Origin of the sequence: Paenibacillus sp. FSL H8-0280 (assembly GCF_045040665.1) — a bacterium.
Lineage (GTDB): Bacteria > Bacillota > Bacilli > Paenibacillales > Paenibacillaceae > Paenibacillus > Paenibacillus xylanexedens_A.
On sequence record NZ_CP150296.1, the window covers coordinates 523,612 to 541,750 of the forward strand.

Annotated in this window: 17 protein-coding genes; 11 read left to right on the forward strand and 6 right to left on the reverse strand. The window is 47.1% G+C overall.

The genetic code is table 11. The features are described from left to right. The first annotated feature begins 40 nt into the window (after positions 1-40). From MHI12_RS02495 to MHI12_RS02505, 3 genes are read left to right on the forward strand one after another with little or no spacing between them, the layout of a single operon-like run. Positions 41-955 carry an ABC transporter ATP-binding protein gene (locus tag MHI12_RS02495; protein ID WP_036607503.1) on the forward strand — a complete coding sequence of 305 codons (915 nt, stop codon included), beginning with the start codon at positions 41-43 and terminating at the stop codon, positions 953-955. Then, positions 952-1,668 (forward strand): ABC transporter permease, encoded by a 717-nt coding sequence (locus tag MHI12_RS02500; protein WP_341005924.1) that lies wholly within the window; start codon positions 952-954, stop codon positions 1,666-1,668. The genes MHI12_RS02495 and MHI12_RS02500 overlap by 4 nt, the downstream gene beginning before the upstream one ends. Position 1,669: 1 nt before the next feature. Further along, entirely contained in the window at positions 1,670-2,404 is a 735-nt protein-coding gene (locus MHI12_RS02505) for an ABC transporter permease (protein WP_405171417.1), read from the forward strand. Between the two features lie 93 nt (positions 2,405-2,497). Here MHI12_RS02505 and MHI12_RS02510 read toward each other — a convergent pair whose 3' ends face one another. Then, positions 2,498-3,058 (reverse strand): acyltransferase, encoded by a 561-nt coding sequence (locus MHI12_RS02510; protein WP_405171418.1) that lies wholly within the window; start codon positions 3,056-3,058, stop codon positions 2,498-2,500. Positions 3,059-3,736: 678 nt separating this feature from the next. On the opposite strand from MHI12_RS02510, the gene MHI12_RS02515 reads away from it, so the two are divergent. Beyond that, the gene (locus MHI12_RS02515; protein ID WP_405171419.1) at positions 3,737-6,445 is read left to right on the forward strand and encodes a PAS domain S-box protein; all 2,709 of its coding nucleotides are present in this window, start codon (positions 3,737-3,739) and stop codon (positions 6,443-6,445) included. Between the two features lie 163 nt (positions 6,446-6,608). On the opposite strand, the gene MHI12_RS02520 is transcribed toward MHI12_RS02515, so the two are convergent. Further along, complete coding sequence (locus MHI12_RS02520; protein WP_405171420.1) at positions 6,609-7,562, reverse strand: L-lactate dehydrogenase; 954 nt, start codon at positions 7,560-7,562, stop codon at positions 6,609-6,611. Positions 7,563-8,106: 544 nt separating this feature from the next. Here MHI12_RS02520 and MHI12_RS02525 point away from each other — a divergent pair. Continuing rightward, entirely contained in the window at positions 8,107-8,787 is a 681-nt protein-coding gene (locus MHI12_RS02525; protein WP_405171421.1) for a hypothetical protein, read from the forward strand. A 135-nt stretch (positions 8,788-8,922) separates the two neighbouring features. Continuing rightward, positions 8,923-9,744 (forward strand): serine/threonine protein kinase, encoded by an 822-nt coding sequence (locus MHI12_RS02530; protein WP_405171422.1) that lies wholly within the window; start codon positions 8,923-8,925, stop codon positions 9,742-9,744. Positions 9,745-9,963: 219 nt separating this feature from the next. Here the strand turns inward: MHI12_RS02530 and MHI12_RS02535 are convergent, their stop codons facing one another. Beyond that, positions 9,964-10,173, reverse strand: a complete 210-nt coding sequence (locus MHI12_RS02535) for a hypothetical protein (protein WP_074093270.1) — start codon at positions 10,171-10,173, stop codon at positions 9,964-9,966. A gap of 207 nt (positions 10,174-10,380) precedes the next feature. On the opposite strand from MHI12_RS02535, the gene map reads away from it, so the two are divergent. Continuing rightward, the gene (map, locus tag MHI12_RS02540; RefSeq protein ID WP_405171423.1) at positions 10,381-11,127 is read left to right on the forward strand and encodes a type I methionyl aminopeptidase; all 747 of its coding nucleotides are present in this window, start codon (positions 10,381-10,383) and stop codon (positions 11,125-11,127) included. 174 nt (positions 11,128-11,301) lie between these two features. Next, complete coding sequence (locus MHI12_RS02545; protein WP_341005929.1) at positions 11,302-12,315, forward strand: NADP-dependent oxidoreductase; 1,014 nt, start codon at positions 11,302-11,304, stop codon at positions 12,313-12,315. Positions 12,316-12,435: 120 nt separating this feature from the next. Here the strand turns inward: MHI12_RS02545 and MHI12_RS02550 are convergent, their stop codons facing one another. After that, complete coding sequence (locus MHI12_RS02550) at positions 12,436-12,921, reverse strand: CcdC family protein (RefSeq protein ID WP_179088578.1); 486 nt, start codon at positions 12,919-12,921, stop codon at positions 12,436-12,438. Between the two features lie 217 nt (positions 12,922-13,138). Between MHI12_RS02550 and MHI12_RS02555 the strand changes: the two genes are divergently transcribed. Genes MHI12_RS02555 through MHI12_RS02565 form a run of 3 tightly spaced genes read left to right on the forward strand, consistent with a single transcriptional unit; the run spans position 13,139 to position 16,906 of the window. Next, complete coding sequence (locus tag MHI12_RS02555) at positions 13,139-14,284, forward strand: HEAT repeat domain-containing protein (RefSeq protein WP_405171424.1); 1,146 nt, start codon at positions 13,139-13,141, stop codon at positions 14,282-14,284. Further along, on the forward strand, positions 14,274-15,722 hold the full coding sequence (locus MHI12_RS02560) for a glycosyltransferase family 2 protein (RefSeq protein ID WP_405171425.1): 1,449 nt from the start codon (positions 14,274-14,276) through the stop codon (positions 15,720-15,722). Before MHI12_RS02555 ends, MHI12_RS02560 begins: the two co-directional genes overlap by 11 nt. A 53-nt stretch (positions 15,723-15,775) precedes the next feature. Beyond that, the gene (locus MHI12_RS02565) at positions 15,776-16,906 is read left to right on the forward strand and encodes a hypothetical protein (protein WP_405171426.1); all 1,131 of its coding nucleotides are present in this window, start codon (positions 15,776-15,778) and stop codon (positions 16,904-16,906) included. 140 nt (positions 16,907-17,046) lie between these two features. On the opposite strand, the gene MHI12_RS02570 is transcribed toward MHI12_RS02565, so the two are convergent. Beyond that, on the reverse strand, positions 17,047-17,550 hold the full coding sequence (locus tag MHI12_RS02570; protein WP_405171427.1) for a DUF3600 domain-containing protein: 504 nt from the start codon (positions 17,548-17,550) through the stop codon (positions 17,047-17,049). Beyond that, entirely contained in the window at positions 17,540-18,103 is a 564-nt protein-coding gene (locus MHI12_RS02575) for a sigma-70 family RNA polymerase sigma factor (RefSeq protein WP_405171428.1), read from the reverse strand. Before MHI12_RS02575 ends, MHI12_RS02570 begins: the two co-directional genes overlap by 11 nt. Positions 18,104-18,139: the final 36 nt, after the last annotated feature.

The window sequence follows — 18,139 nt, forward strand, 5'->3', positions numbered from 1 at the left end:
TAACCTTGGAAGGTTACGATAGTTCTGAGGTGATCATACAGTGAGTGAAAATATTATTCAAACGGCTAATCTATGGAAAACATACCGGGACCGTGCAGCGGTCCGTGAACTTGATCTGCATATTAAAAAGGGAGATATCTACGGCTTCCTCGGTCCCAACGGTGCCGGCAAAACAACAACGATTCGCATGCTTCTCGGCTTGATTAAACCAACCAAAGGCGTGATTCGTGTCTTCGACAAGGATATCCGCAAGGATCGCATGGATATTTTGCGCCGTGTGGGTTCCTTGGTCGAATACCCGTCCTATTACGGACATCTGAACGCAGTAGAGAATCTGGAAACTTTGCGTCGCATCATCAATGTACCAAAATCAAGAATTGCTGAAGTGTTGTCCATTGTAGATCTGACCAAGGATGCCAAACGTTCAGTGAAGGGCTATTCCCTTGGGATGAAGCAGCGTCTGGGTATTGCCAGCGCTTTGCTGGGTGAACCGGAGCTGCTGATTCTGGACGAACCAACGAATGGGCTTGATCCTGCCGGTATTCAGGAGATTCGGGAACTGATCAAACGCATGCCTCTGGAACATGGCATTACCGTTCTGGTTTCCAGCCACTTGCTGAGTGAAGTCGAACAGATGGCAAGTCGTGTTGGTATTATCCGTGAAGGCAAGATGGTGCTTCAGGATACTATCGCAAGTCTGCATAGTCAGACGGGTAGTTCTATCCGGTTAACGGTTTCCGAGCCGGAAGAGGCTATGAAGCTGGCAAAAGAACAGGGACAATTTGGTCATCAACAAGGTGCTGCGTTAACGTTCCCTTATATGGATAACAGTTCAGTGGCACTGCTTGTGCGCCGATTAATTGAGCAGGATCATGATGTGTATCGTGTAGAGGAACAGCGTCAGTCGCTGGAAGATCTGTTCATGCGGGTCATTGGCGAGGGGGCTTCCATATGACCGGGCGTGCATTATCGTCAGACTGGCTCAAGATTCGGGGGAAAGGGATCTGGTTTCTTGTCTTTCTGGCCCCTCTTGGATTGACAGCGATGCAGGCGCTTAATTTTGGCTTACGGCTGGACTATCTGAAAGAGCAGTATGCAGATAACCTGTGGGGCGGATTGCTCGGCAATGTGGTTGTCTTTGTGCCCTTGTCTCTGATGCTGGGAGCAACCATTCTCAGCTCCATGATCGCTAATGTTGAGCATGAACAGGGATCGTGGAAACAGTTGCTTGCGATGCCCATTCCCAGACCAGCCGTGTATTTAGCCAAGTTCCTGCTTGCTTGTGTGCTGCTGGTGATCTCCTGCCTGCTGCTAACCGCAGGAATTGTAGGTCTGGGTCTGATCCTCGGATTCCATGCCAGTGAGATCCCTTGGACACATGCGATCAAGCTGGGGCTGTTGCCTTTGGCTGGTGCACTTCCGGTGTTGTCGTTGGAGTTATGGCTCACGATGGTTAACAAGAATCAGGCGCTTCCCGTCACCCTGGGCATCGTTCTCGCGATAACGGGTATGTTCTCGCTCAGTATCTCACCGAGCTTTCCGCTCGCATGGGCACAGATGGCCTGGAATGGGCCCAATCCATACCTCTATGCAGGCATGGGAGCAGGTCTTGGGATATTGATCCTGTTGCTAGGTATGGTGCATTTTAGCCGGAAGGATGTGGCCTGATATGAGCTTTGCAACAACGTACTTCCGAATTTTGTCCGCTGAACGATTGAAAATGGGCAAATCGCCCATATGGCTCCTGATTCTGCTGAGTCCACTCATTGCGCTGCTCATCGGACTGTTGTCCACGCCATCGGGGAATTGGCAGGTATTGATGACCACGATGGTTTTCCTGCACGGATTGTTATTGTTACCGATGCTGACTGGCGTGTTTACATCCTTTGTCTGCCGTTTCGAACATGCGGGTGGAGGGTGGAAGCAGATGCTGGTTTTACCGCTCACACGTTCAGGCGTATATGCAGGTAAACTGACGATTGTACTCATGCTTTTGGCGGGTACGCAAGCATTGCTGCTGATGTCCATTCTGCTGGCAGGGTTGGTTCATGGCATTACGATGCCAGTACCTTGGGGATTCTTGATGAGCAAACTGCTGCTTGGGTTGCTGGCCTGTGTACCCTTGGCTGCCCTGCAGATGTTTGTTTCATTGGTGTGGAGCAGCTTTGCCGCACCGCTCGCACTGAATTTTGCACTGACCATACCGAATATTCTCATTGTAAACTCGGCGACATATGGGCCGTATTATCCATGGGCACAACCGATGATTCTGATGACACCCGTGGACGGCGCAGGTTTCGGAGCCTACAACGTGCCACTGATGACGATGCTGGCGGTCGTTGGAGGCAGTGCTGTCATTTTCATTGGAATCGGCATGATATATTTTGCGAAAAAAGAAATCTGAATAATCCCTTACACACTTGGTTATCGTAGATCAAAATCCTCTTTAAGCAAAACATGCAAACTCCATTGTATGTATGCTTCAGGAGGATTTTTTCTAATGTCTGACCCACCCATCATGAATGGTCAACTCCCGAATGATTTTGGCTGGTGCCCCGGCTACAAGTGTATTCTCGGGTACATCTTTAGTTACCGTGCTTCCTGCTGCCACAACTGCATTTCTGCCAATGGTCACTCCGGGCAAAATAAGTGCGCCTGTACCAATCCAGGCATTATCCTGAATCACAATCCGCTTGGCAGTCTGGCTCCCGTCATCCAGCGAGTCAATTCGGTGGTAGGCACTGTCGAATATGCTTGTTCGAGGACCAATCATGACGTTATTGCCGATGGTCACTTCAACGTTAGCGGCAATCCCCACACCTGCATTAATCATGACGTCATCGCCAATGGTTAATCGCGCACCTTTGACCACGGTTAACTGGGTTCCCCAAGGTTTGCCTATGATGTTAAGTCGTTTTTCTACCTGCAAATCACCCAATTTATTCAGATAAACCTTACCCCTGATTCGTTGCAGCAGGCCCATAGAGGGCTGAATTTTACCAAAGATGGCCAAACCTCTTAGTTTACCGTAAACAATTTTAACTCTGTTGGGCAGCATGATTCATCCGTCCTCTCCGTAATCAAAAAAACTTTTTTTAAAGATTATAGCCTTTTCGATACAAAATGTATCGTTGATTTTATATCGAGGCATCATAAGAGCGGATGATCTCTCTTTCTTTGAGAAACTTTGTTTCAGGCGGGGGTCGGGTTCATCCTCTCAGCTCGCTAACGAATCTGAGGAGTCTTAATCAAGGATTTGAAGCGATCTCAGAGAACTAAGGAACCTGAGACATGTTATATCCAATGAAACAACCGTTTGCAGCGTTTATGTCAGGAGATTATGGGGATTAACGTGTCTGATGTTCTTTAAAATTTTAAAAGGGGACCTGGACACCAAATAAGATGTCCTAAGTTCTTTAGAAAATCGTTTAGCCATTCGTCAGAATCAGCTGACTTGGAATTGAACTTCAAGCTTTAGAGGCTTACATTGATCCTTGTATAACTTGTGTGCCTTTGCAGGCACCTCCTAAGTAAAATCAAAATTCCAAGTATTACCTCACACATCATGTGAATTGAATCATAGATTGTAAGCAAAATGAGACGAGAATCTGGTAAAATAGAAAAAGCTGTTTCTAGGCAGGCTTACATGGTTATTCGAGGGTAGGCCTATTTTTGTAAGGGATAATTAATCCCTGCTGTTAGATGAAGATATTGGCTGAGAAAAGAGGGGTAAGCCTTGGATATTAATAAAACGGAAACCCTGAAGCGCATTATTTCTGAGGGAAGTTCTTACCAATCACTGTTTTTTAACCATCCGGATGCCATTTATGTAATGGACATCCATGGAAACTATATTGATGCTAATCCCTCGGTAGAGCGGATATCTGGGTATACACTGGATGACTTGATTCGTATGAATCAGAGTGAGATCTGTCCTCCGGACAGTGAAAATTCACGCAAACAATACATTAAAGAGGTACTGGCTGGACGTTCAGTCAGTAATCCAATTACTTTTTATCATAAAGATGGTTCCCTGAAACAGGCAGAGATAACGTATGTGCCTATAACGGAGGGAACAGAAGTTGTAGGAATCTATGGCATTGCCAAAGATGTTACCGATATCCTGGAAGTGCAACGTGAGCTTAAGGAGGCACAGGAGAAATATCAGGTGCTGGCTGACCATGCACAAGATCTGATTACAACTTGTGCTACGGATGGCGAGTTGTTATACGTTTCCCCTTCCGTGTACACCTTACTGGGTTATAAGCCGGATGAAGTCATAGGAAAGTCCTTCAAGGATTATTGTTATCCAGGAGATTATCCGGACCCTATGGATCTTTCCAAGATCGGCAATGGCTGCAAGATGCGTGTGTTGCACAAAAAGGGACATTATATCTGGATGGAGACATTGGCGAAACCTGTTGCTGGAGAGCGTGGCGAGAGTGTCCAGATTGTAAGCATCAGCAGGGATATTACCCAGCATAAGGATGCGGAAAGACGTCTTCGGGAAAGCCGTCAGCGATACAGATCGTTGTTCGAACATAACCCGGCAGCTGTGTATTCATTGAATCTGGAAGGTAAATACAGCGCAGTGAACAGCAAACTGGTGCAAATGTTGGATATTCCGCGCAATAAGCTTATTGGCCAATCTTTTTTATCCAATCTGGATAAATGCGAAGTGCAATATGGCAAACATTATTTTGACATGGTGAAGCAAGGCGAACCGCAATATTATGAGACCCGAGTCGTTAATTCAAGTGGTCGGAAGATTGAAGTATCTGTTACGAATGTGCCCATTATTGTGGATAAGGAAATGGTGGGCGTCTATGGAATCGTGTCCGATATTACCGAGCGCAAGGAATACACGGAACGGATTCAGGAGCTCAGCAAGCAACATGAGCTGATTCTCAACACGGTTACAGAAGGAATATTTGGTTTGGATGCGGATGGAATCACCATGTTTATGAATCCAGCAGCAGCTTCAATGTTCGGTTATGAGGCGAAAGAATTCATTGGCAAAAACTCACATCCCATCATCCATCACACCCGTGCAGACGGAAGTCATTTGCCACAAGAAGAGTGTCCGATCCACATGACCGTGTTGGATGGACAGAGACGTTCAATCAAGGAAGATGTATTCTGGCGTAAAGATGGCAGCAGCTTTCTGGTGCAGTATCAGGTGACGCCGATTATTGAGCAGGGACAGATTCAGGGCGCGGTGGTTGTATTTAATGATGTGACTGGCGAACGTGAAATTGTACGTGCCAAAGAGACAGCTGAGCTGGCAGCTCAGGCCAAGTCGGAATTTCTGTCGATGGTTAGCCATGAGATCCGGACACCGATGAATGGGATCGTGGGGATGACAGAATTGTTGATCGGTACCGATTTATCGGAAGAACAGCGTGAATATGCCGAGATTATTCGAGACAGCGGCGATGCTCTGCTGAACATTCTTAATGATATTTTGGACTTCAGTAAGCTGGAATCCGGGAAAATGGCACTGGCTTATGAACCATTTGCATTACGCAAGATGTTGGAACAGGTTGCCGAACTGTTTAAACCGCGTGCAGATGAGAAACATCTGGAGATCAGATATCGTCTCAATCCGAGCATCCCTGAGTTCATGGTCGGTGACGCCATACGTATCCGGCAGATTCTGGTGAACTTGGTTGGCAATGCGCTCAAGTTCACAGATCAGGGAAGCATTGAGGTTGCCGTGGATATTATCAAGGGCAGAAAGCCTGAAGACAGCGTTCTTGATTTTGCAGTGCAAGATACGGGAATTGGCATCCCCGCTGACAAGCTGGATCAGTTGTTTCAGTCCTTCTCTCAACTGCATCCGGTGATTAACCGGAAGTATGGTGGCACCGGACTGGGACTGGTCATCTCCAAGCGACTCGTGGAGATCATGGGAGGCAGTATCAGTGTCGAGAGTATAGAAGGGGAAGGCTCAACCTTCCGGTTTGCTGTTCCTGCGGCGAGTGTAGATGCTTCGGCAGAACAGACAGCAAGTCAGTTCCATCATGATCGCACACGTCAAAGTGACAAGGTCGCCATGCGTATTCTGGTGGCGGAGGATCATCCGGTGAATCGGAAGATTTTGCGAGAATATCTGGAGAAGCTCGGATACCAGGCAGATGTGTGTACTAATGGCGTGGAGGCAATTGATGCCATCTCTCAGAATGCTTATGATATCGTCCTGATGGATATTCATATGCCTGTGATGGATGGATTGAAGGCGACAGACCTGTTACACCGCCTAATTCCACAGGATCGCATACCTCCAATCATCGCAGTTACAAGCAATGCCAAACGTGAAGATAAGGAAGCTTGTCTGGAGATTGGAATGCGTGACTTTATTAGCAAACCGGTTATGCTGAGTGAGTTGAAGCGGGTGTTACAGCAATGGGGGCCAAGGGACGAACCTCAACTTGCACCCAATTGAACAACTACTCAAATCAATTATGAAATTGATTCATCTGGCTGTGAAAATAATAAACGCAAACACGCCAATAATCCTCCACTGATGGAGTGTTATTGGCGTGTTTGCGTGGACAGGCTTTTGAAGTTGAGCCGAAGCATACAAAGTGGAGTTGTACACGAATGGCTTATACCAGTGTCAGACGATTGATGTTACCTGATAGGATTTCACAGGAATTGTTGAATTTCTCACGTTCCGTTGCATCCAGATTCAATTCGATAATCTCTTGAATACCATTGCCACCGATGATTGCAGGAACACCGACGCAGACGTTATGTTGCTCATACTCTCCGTCCAGGATAGCCGATACGGCGATGATCTTGTGTTCGTCATTGAGGATGGAACGGGTGATATGCGCGAGGGCATTGCCGATTCCGAATTGGGTAGAACCTTTACGGGTAAAGATCTCCCAGCCTGCATCTTTCGTTTTGCGTGCGATATCCTCCAGATCCAGATGTTTGAAACGCTCCTTGTGCTGATCCATAATGTGCATAATCGGTTTGCCACCGATGGTCACATGGGACCAGGCCACGAACTGGGATTCTCCATGCTCCCCGAGAGCATAACCATGCACACTGCGTGGATCGATGGAGAAGACTTCAGACAGTAGTGTTTTGAGCCTTGAAGAATCAATGGACGTGCCTGTACCGATGACGTGTTCGCGCGGGAGGCCGGATAATTTCCATACCATATAAGTTACTATGTCAACCGGATTAGCAGCGACGACAAAAATCCCGTTAAATCCACTGTTCATGATCGGGACCACGATGTCTTTGGCAATCGATTCCGCTTCCTCCAGAATATCCAGCCGTGTCTGTCCTGGCTTGGGATTCGCCCCGGCAGTTAAGATAATAACATCCATATTGCCACATTCGGCGTACGTGCCTGCATATACCTTGGTGCGGTTATGTGTGAAGTCCATACAATGGGAAAAATCCAATGCCTGTGCTACAGCACGGTCATACGTCCGGTCCACCATCATAATTTCCCTGCATATCGATTGATTAATCATGGAATACGCACAACTCGAACCGACAAGACCCGCCCCAATCACCGCTACTTTGCCTGATTTGCCTAACACTGCCGTTCAGCCCCCATTTAGATTGATATTTATCCGTTACTAATGCGTCCTATGTTAAGTATAGTCCTTTATTTTATGCTGAAATCCACTTCTACGTTACATAAGATAACACATGGAAAAGCTGTGCAGCAATGATATCCGCTATCGCGGGAGCGTATTGGAGTAACGGAGTTAACAAAATTGACATGAATAATTCATAATCATAAGATTTGACGGCGTTTGCACCTGTGTCATTCGACATGACAGCATTCATGCTCGTTGTCGGATTGGGGGTTATTTGTGCGGATCATATACCTGACAAAACTTCTTAGGAATCCGCAGAAACAGAACAAAACCGCCAAAGGGATCTGCCGAGAAGCTGACGAATACATACGGACAAGCAAAAGATAAGCATACTTGATCCATGAGACAGGTTGCCCCGATCCGATGACGGTTCCATAAAGGAACGCTGAAGCCATAATGTTTTTATCCAAGAATCAATTTCATAACTTACTAAAGTTATATGAAATTGATTCCCAAAAGACTTCATTCCGGGAGGGAATTAATGATGATTGAAGAAGCAGGAGCAACGACGGAAACGGCCAAGAGCCTGGGCATAGGTGCCAGTACTCTTCGTAAATATGCGGCAGCACTGGAAGAACAGGGATACCGGTTCGAACGGTCCGCCAACAAATCCAGACTATTCAAGTCCGACGACATCGAGTGCATTGAACGTCTGATGACTGAACTCAGAGAGCATAATCTACCCCTGGCTGATGCTGTGGTGACTGTATTGGCTCCAGAAGTACCTGTAGTAGAAGTAGATGTACCAGTGGTGGGAATTGAAGGTCTGTCAGAGACGGAATGTGCAGCGACAGTCATGTCATCCGTATTCCCTGAAGAACCTGAAGTAATGGGTAATCTGAGATCCTATGAAGGTCTGGGGCAACTGGTAAGTGAGGTGACTTATGGTGCTGTAGAACAACAGCAGGATGATCGGGTACAGCTGCTGCAACAGCGAGTCGATGAACTGGAGCTGACCCTTCAGCATCTGGCTGATACACATATGGCTCTTCAGGAACAGATGGAAAAACAGCGTCTATGGATGAACGAGAAGCTGGAAGAGGAGCGAGATCGTGAACTCGTAACCAATCTGCGCAGTTTCCAGGGAAGAAAACGCAAACCCAAAGGAGTATCCCTGCGTATGTTGTTCGGGTTCCTGCCCAAGAAGCATAAGGAAGCTTGAATGACAGGCTCTGACTCATCGTGATTTTGTATTATGGGACTGATATAATAAGCTCCATACAACATGAAGACTGGCAACGGACTGCTCAGTATAGATAAAGACTGAGTGGATCAGGAAGCTGGCGTGGGAGGATCTGTGGAGCTGCGACGAAGTTGGCAAAGATTGCTCGGACTATGGACGGATCGTCCTCGGCGGGAAGGCACGACCATTGCTGAGCGTTATACAATACAGGAATTGCTGGGTATGGGGAGCTATGGGCTGACATACCTGTGTACAGATGACCAGAACGGCAGGGAAGTGGCGTTGAAGGAGTCCAAACCTAGCAAGGGCAGACTCTCTGCGCACTTGTTGGAGCGGGAGGCGGACGTGATGAGACGTCTGCATCATCCGGCGATCCCTGATCTATTGGATGTGTTCACAACCGGGAGACGAAGTTATATCGTTACCGAGTATATTCGTGGACAGACGCTGGAAGATTGCATATTTGAGCAAGGTCTTCGATATACGGAGCGGGAATGTCTGGAATTGGCAGGCCAACTGCTGGCTCCGGTGGCTCATGTGCATGAGCAGGGATATATTCATGGAGATGTGCGGATTCCCAATGTTATTCTACGTGAAGGGACGGTGCATCTGATTGACTTTGGCTTGGCGAGACGCTTGGGGGAGCCGTTGTTGCCGGAGCTAAAGCGACGTATGCGTGAAGTCCCTGAGCCTGAAGATGAGCGGGCTACACCGGATCATGATTTGCAGGATATCGGCCACTTTCTTCTCTTCATGCTGTATTCGGCTTATGAGCCAGAGAAGGGCCGTGAACCCGCCAGCTGGCAGGAGGAACTTAAGCTTACGCCGGAATTGCACCAGATGCTGGAGCGACTCCTTGGACTCCGTCCAGGTTATGAGGGTGGGGCGACAGAGTTACAGGCAGAGATTGGGAATGTGTTGCTGAAATTACAATGAACTAAGCTCTGTAGGTGGACCTATATTTGTTATCCGTGACCTCTTCGTATGATATCTGCAGGGGTCTTTTTCCTTTTTGCTATATAGAAACAATAAAGGGGTGTTCTGTTAGCCGTGTGTATGGCTAGCGAACACCCCTTTATTAAATATTCATTTATTGTAGCGTCTAATAAGCTGCTGGTGCGATCATTGCTCTTTAAAAGCAGTCGTGTAAGCCGCTTAGCTGGAGCTGTATTTTCTGCTTTTGTAATACCCGGAGCCACTACGGCTATCCCGGTATTTCACATCCGAAGAAGAATAGCGCTTGTAGGAACGCTTGCCTGAGGAACTGCTGTGACGTTTATATGAGCGCCTGTCTGAGGAGCTATGACGTTTGCGGTGAGATGAGGATTTGGAATCGATAAGTTTGCCGATAATCTTTTTGAACATGAGCTTTCACCCTTTCGACTTCAACTGTTTTAAGCATATACGTGGCTAGATCAGAAGGGGTTTCGATTTTTTCATGGATAATTGTATTCATTGGACAGGAGCTTGGCGTATAATAGGATGTTGCTGATTGCACGGAATTTTTTATTTTGAGCGTTTAGCGTTACAATAGAGGACAGGATAAGATTTTAACGGACAGGAGTAGTTGTTATGATTACATTGAAGACCAAAGAACAGATTGAATATATGAAAAAAGCCGGAGAAATTCTCGCCGCATGCCATAGAGAAATTGCAAAGATGATTCGTCCAGGCGTTACAACACAGGAGATCGACCAGTTTGCAGAAGCTTTTATGAAGAAAAATGGCGCTACACCGGAACAAAAGGGATATAACGGGTACCAATATGCGACATGTGCGTCGGTTAATGATGTGATCTGTCACGGGTTTCCGGGAAAATATGCACTGAAAGACGGCGATATCGTTACAATCGACATGGTCGTTAATCTGAATGGCTGGCTGGCGGATTCGGCTTGGTCATATGCCGTAGGTGAAGTGACTCCGGAAGCACAACATCTGCTGGATGTAACCAAAAACTCTCTGTACAAAGGCATTGAACTTGCCGTGGTGGGCAACCGGATCGGAGATATCTCCAATGCGATTCAAGTGTATGCAGAAGGTGAAGGCCTATCGGTTGTGCGTGAGTTTATCGGACACGGCATCGGTGAGAAGATGCATGAGGAACCACAAGTCCCTCACTACGGTCCGCCTCATCGGGGTCCGCGTCTCAAGGAAGGCATGGTTATTACGATCGAACCGATGCTGAATATTGGTACGTTCCGAAGTAAGCTGGATTCAGATGGATGGACTGCTCGTACTTTGGATGGAAGTCTGTCTGCCCAGTATGAACATACGATTGCGATTACGGCGGATGGTCCAGTGATTTTGACAGCACAATAATAGCCAAAAGCAGCTACAATGTGACGATATTTGCATATTTCAAGGCGGTCCACGTTTGTGATCCGCCTGTTTCGGTTTAAACTATTAAGAAGTGATAACACAGAGCCAGTGGTAAGTGATCTCAGCTGACAAGGGTTAACCTTGCGTCCACTTGGCAACAAGGAGGTAATTTTGGTGTCTTTAAATAAACAGATCGTACTTGCTTCTCGTCCCGAAGGTGCCCCTTCCAGAGAGAATTTCAACTTCATTGATGCACCTCTTCCTGAACCGGAAGCTGGGCAAGTCCTGGTACGTACATTATATTTGTCAGTCGATCCATACATGCGGGGCCGCATGAAAGATACAAAATCCTATGCTGCACCGTACGCGTTAAATGAAGTGATCAAGGGTGGAGCCATTGGACAGGTTGTGGAATCTTCGGAACCGAATCTGCGCAAAGGTGACCTCGTATCCGGCATGTGGGGCTGGCAGCAATATGCCGCAGTGAACACGGCCGATCTTTCGCTAATTGATACCGAAGAAGCACCAATCACGGCTTACCTCGGTGCGCTGGGCCTGACGGGTCTGACGGCTTATTTTGGTATGGAGGACATCGGCAAACCGAAGGACGGCGAAACAGTCGTTGTATCGGGAGCAGCCGGAGCGGTAGGCATGATTGCAGGTCAGATTGGTAAAATTGTGGGAGCACGCGTGGTTGGCATTGCAGGCTCTGATGAGAAATGCGCTTATTTGAAAGAAAAGCTGGGCTTCGACGTAGTGTTGAATTACAAGAAGGAGCAGGATATGTCAGCGGCCATTGAACGGGCTTGCCCGGATGGTGTAGATGTCTACTTTGACAATGTGGGTGGTGACATCTCGGATGCAGTCTTGCGCCACATCAATCGGAATGCACGTATTCCGTTATGCGGTCAGATTTCGTCTTATAATCTGGAGAAGCCGGATATCGGGATGCGACCACAGACGTTGCTGTTAACAAATACAGCATTAATGAAAGGTTTCCTGCTGGGTGACTATACAAAATCCTTCAAGGAAGGCCGTGCCAAGTTGGCGAAATGGATCAAGGAAGGTCATATCCAGTATGAAGAAAACATTGTGGAAGGGTTCGAACAGACCCCGGAAGCATTCATGGGTCTTTTCTCGGGAGATAATCTGGGCAAGCAACTGGTTAAGGTTGCAGATCCTGAATAGATATTGAATGGTTTACATGTACAATTAGGTTGAAAACGAAAAGACACGTTCTGCACACCGAGGGTGCAGCAGAACGTGTCTTTTTTATCTGTAAATCTGTGCGTGGTCTATGTAGGGTGACTAGTGTTCGGCGACCAGCACTTCTTTGTAGTGTTTGTACATATATACACGCCAGCGTACAATCATGCCAAAAGCCAGCAGGAAGAACAATCCGCCTGTTTGCGGAATACTTACATATCGCTGAATGACTTCATGCAGGATCAGGCGTACGGCCAGCAATCCAAGCAAGATAAAAGCAAAGCTGCGAGAACGTGTGGCAAAAATTTCTTCACCTACTCGTTCAAACCGTGTACTGCGAATGAGGGGATAGGAGAAGAGGAACCAGCCCACCAGAAACGCAATGAATGCCCAGAGTAGAGGAACATGTGTTGCCGGTACAACAAACATGAGAAATCCTGTGCTCATACCGAGCGGAGGAATAAGGATTTTGCGAATGGTCACCGGTCTGTGACTGGCTTTCATGCGGATGAAGATGGCAAGCAGTGCCATGACGAGCATGCCCACGGTTGCTCCGATTTGCAGGTAGTACGGACTGATTTGAGCCACGTAGAACTCCCTCTTTCTGGAATAATATGTTATCCGGAGATCCGGAACCCAGTACGAATTGCCGGAATTTTCAGTTCCTATTATATCACAAACGTAGAAAGCCGATAGAAAGCTTAGTGTATCATATACCCGATATGTATTCACAGGGTGTATTTGAAAATTTTGTATTATTGTGCCCGTTGTAAGGCCGTTTATTCGATTAAGGGGAAATCATGCAATGATTGGACAACAATGGATGTATTTCAAGCTTATCGGCTCACATCATAGAGGGTGGCTTGTGGGTAATACAGATTGGTTAGTACATGTAGTCAGCCTTGTATGTGCAAGTGTACTGGCTTTTTTGCTGATTATCTACGGTTACATCTTATGGATGAAATATAGCAGTAGGCGCAGTGAAAAAGTTAAGACGGCACTGATGCATGAATTACTTGCAGAAGGTTCATTTCTTCAGCGGTACCTGAACGAGGGAGAAATTGGCGTAGACTTATTGAATATGAGTGGAGATCAACAGAGCGTTTTGCAGCAACTGTTATTGCACCGGCTCGCTCAAGGTCCCGCAGAGCATGAGATTTTGCGAATTCGTCTGTTATCTTGGCAAGTCTTTGGAAGTTCATACCGGTCGGTTCTGAAGACGGGAAAGTGGAGTGAACGGGTCAACACGTTGTTATATATTGAACAGTTTCATATGGTGGAGCTTCTGCCCAAGTTAGAGGATATGCTGCGGGTTACTTCCTGTACGCCGCTTGAACGCTTCATCATATTGCGCATATATGCCCGAACCGGTTATTTCAGAATCGTGAAGGAATTGTTGCGTGAGCAATATGTATGGTCCGATTCGCAGTATCTGCAGATTCTGCTGTTGCTTACCGATTCATCTTGGACTCGTCTGAAGGATCATTTTAAGGATGTACCTTATCAGGTCCAGTGTAATATCGTCCATGCCATTCGTATTCGGGATGACCAGACGGAGGGTGCTGTTGTTCTACTGGAGAAGCTCATTCTTGGAGAGGATGCGCTGCTGCGTACCCACGCTTATCAGGCATTGGCTCAAGTGGGCAGAGGGCGTGAAGATATGCTGAAGGGGCTATTGCTGGTATGGAACGAATCTGGTGAGGAAAGGCAACGCTCTGAAAGACTAACAGTGACCCAGCTTATGGGCACTGTTCATGCGGATGCTTTTATTCCTAGACTGAAGGTAATGATGGGCGATCCTTCTTTTCAGATCAGACAGGAAGCGGCGAACTCCCTTGCCCGGTACGAGCAGGGACTTGAAGAACTCCGGGAAACGGCTGTAAACCATCCGGATAGATATGCAAGGCAGATAGCGAAAGAAACGCTGGAAAGGATGCAGTATGGACGATAGATGGATTGAGATGCTGCGGAGTTTTGTTTTGGCATGTTACGAGGGGATATTTATCTATCTGATGCTTGCGATTTTGACGTGCATTGTTCTGGTAGTTGCTGCCGCTCGCACATTGATCCCGAGAAGGGATCTGGACCCGCTGCAATATCACGAGATGTTGGATGAAGAATTGGCTCCGGCGGTATCCCTGCTTGTCCCGATGCGTAATAGTGAGAATACGATCGTACAGCGAATTAATTGTCTGCTGGATATTCAGTATTCACGCTATGAAGTTATTATTATTAATGATGGATCAGAGGATGGAACAATGCCACAGTTAATAGAAACCTATGATCTGATGCCTATTCGGAGTAAAGTTCATTATTCGGGACTCGGCCAGGAGACGGCTCAGATTAAATGTGTCTACCAATCCAGGCTGCATCATCGTCTGATTGTAATCGACAAGGCGTATGGAGGACGAATGGACTCCCTGAATGCAGGCCTGAATATCTCGCAATATCCTTATATCGCCTCTGTTGGACCCTGGACAGTTCTGGAACGGGATGCATTGGTGAAGATTATGAAACCCGTTATGGATGCTCTCCCAGGAGAAGAGGTCGTTGCTTGTAGTGGACGAGTAGATCTCATACCCCCCAGAAATACGGATCATACAGATTTAACGGATAATAGCACACGACTTATGGGCAGTACGTTGTATGTAATGCAGACCATTGAATACGTGCGTGCTTTTTTAATTGGTGGTGTGGGACTTGTTCGTTACAATATTAATGTGCTTTTATTTACGGCCCAAGTATTCGGTGTATTCAAAAAGAACCGGGTGATGGAAGTTGGTGGGTACAAGCGCAATGACCAGGTTGCTCACATGGAACTGGTGATGCGGTTGCAGAAACATATGAAGCGAACTCGGGAACGTGGTCGTATTATATATATTCCCGATCCGATCTGCAGGGTAGAAGTACCGGGCACATGGCGTCAGCTGCGCGCACAGCGTACACGTTGGTATATGCAGCTTGCGAGCAGTCTATGGGCCCAACGGAGCATGATTCTTAATCCAGCCTATGGCTGGATGGGGATGGTATCCATCCCGTATTTTATTCTGATCGAATTGCTGGGACCTGTGATGGAACTGGGAGCGATTTTGCTGTTCATCTCAGGCATAGGACTACAGTTGGTAGATATCAACCTATGCATCATTCTCGCTCTACTGCTGTTGCTCTATGGTTCACTGTTGTCCGCAGGTATGGTAATGTTCGAAGTATGGTGTTCACGCAAAGCGTACACGTCCAGAGAGGTGACGCGTCTGTTATTGTATGCTTGTTCGGAGACGTTCTGGTTCAGACCGCTGAACAATATATTCCGTATGTTTGGCATTTTGCAGGCTGTGGGATTGAGAAAGGAAAAGGAGAAGGAGAAGGAGATCAGGAATGGATTGGGGTAATCTAACGGTAATCCTGGTAACACCTTGGAACAGAGCAAGGAGGAATACGCTTCATGAAAAAAAGTTACAGGCCAGCCACGATGTGGACGTTGGCTTGTTTTACAGTGGTATCGGTGGTGCTGGTTGTCCCCTGGATTATGTGGCAATCTCAGGCCCCGGTTCCACTGAACATCATGATTATTGACAAGAGCAGACCGGACTTGTCCTATCAGGGGCACAAGGGGTTGGTCTGGCTTTTGAATCAACAGAAGATTGTACAGCACACAGGGGAATACTACTCGTATGAAGAGGATTATTACGGCTATGATCTTCAGAACGGGCCTCCCCGGATGAAACAACTGCTGCCTGATGAGGTGACAGATACGGATCTGATCTATCTGACGGCAAATCGCAGTAGTCTGTCTGCACAGAAGAGTGAAGGGAAACAAGGCGGAATCTATGAAGGATTAACGATATATGATGTGCAAAAGATCCGCGAGGCTGCGTATAAAGGGGTAACGATTGTCGCCGAATACAGTGCATTGGCAAATACGGCTTCCAAGATGACAAGAGAGCAACTATACCCCATCTTGGGCGTGAATAGCAGTGGATGGCAAGGGAAATCGGTATCTAATTTGCAAAGTATGGAAGAAGTACCCCGCTGGGTTAGGGCGCACTATGAGCAGCAGGAGAAGAAGAAATGGTCTTATCACGGAGCGGGTATGCTGCTGATCCATATGGATGGACAGGTCATGGTACTGGAGAAAGGTCCGGATGTGAAGACAGGCAATATACAGATTGCATTTACACCGGAAGGCAGCGATTGGAGCGGTATAACCCAGGATATACATTACAATGGCTGGTTCGATATCATTGTGCCGCAACAGAAGAATTCCATACTGGCCTGGTATAAGACGGATCTGACGGAGACAGGCGAGCAGAAGCTGGTGGATGCAGGAATTCCCGCGGAATTTGCTGCACTTGTCCGATATGACGACTATAATCGGTCGTATTACATGGCAGGGTCATTCGGAGAGATGAAGCATTATTCTTTCTGGCGCCGAATCCGAGGTTGGGAGGTTGTCCGGTCCAAGCTTACGCCCGATCAGAAAGATATTCCGGACATGTTCTACTGGAAGGTGTATGTGCCCGTGATGAAGCATATTCTGAATGAAGTGCAGGATGGAAGGCAGCAATGGCCATAGGGTGGGTGTAGAGAAACCGTTCCGATGGAGAGGAACGGGAGATGTACATATTAGATTTTCCGTTAGTAGAATATTATATCTCATATAATGTGTGGAAAAAGGGACCGATCCATAGCGGATTGTGTCCCTTTTTCATTTTCTTACGGCTTGGTAGTCTCGTTAATCTTATCGAAGTACGGAGCCAGCTTGGAAGCAAGTTGTTCAAACTGCTGCTGCTCTTCTTTGGTCAACTTCTCCTCATGTTTGACCCCATTTTCATCGGTCATCTTCAGCTTTAATTGCACCAACTGCTTTGTCAGCTCCATATATTCCTTAAATTCGTCCTCCGTAAGCTTCCCTTTTGCAGCTTGAAGCATTCCTTCAATCGCTTGATAATCTTCCTGTGTACCACCGCGCTGTTCAATGACCGCAGAAGAACCGAAAATATCATCGGCCAGATAGGAAGCAGCAACTGCGACAGACGGTATCAGGATTGCTACTGCGGCAATACCTGCTAGCATGCGTTTTTTCATAGGAGGTTTACCTCTCTTTTCATTCACATAGTCTTGATAAGACTGTCGGACACTTCCATACAACTCGGGTGGGCAATGCATCAAATCTGCCGTCTGACGAAGCTCTTCGCGCAATTCCTTGTCAATGGACATACACATCTCCTCCCGTCCTTTCGAAACGCTTCCGGAGTTGTTTCAGTGCCAGATGATGTCTGGATTTCACTGTGCCAATAGGAATCTGCAACATATCTGCGATTTCTTCCAGAGCATAGTCATGAAAATAGCGCAGGATGACGACCACACGTAGTTTGTATGACAACTGTCGGACTAGGCTGAACAGCTCATGTTGCATTTCGAACTTTAGGACAGCTTTGTCCGTCCAGTCGAGTTGTTCACAAGTCATCTGGCGGTTTCGTTCAAAGAGGCGAATTCGCCGCCAGGTCTTTCTTTTCCAATCTTGGACGAGACGGACAGTGATTCCGTGTAACCAAAACCGGAATGGCCGGTTTTGGTCGTACTTGTGAAACGACTTCCACATGCGCATGTAAACTTCATTCACAATATCCTCAATATCCTGTTTGTTGTAAACGAGAAAAGCAACCGTACGATAGACGTCTTGGTGAGTCGCCTCATAGACAAGCTCAAAGGCTGACTCGTCGCCCAATGTTGCTTTTTCAAGCCACGGAAGTAACTCTTTTTCATTCATAGGGGCCCCTCCTGAACGTGTTACAACTCTTAATTC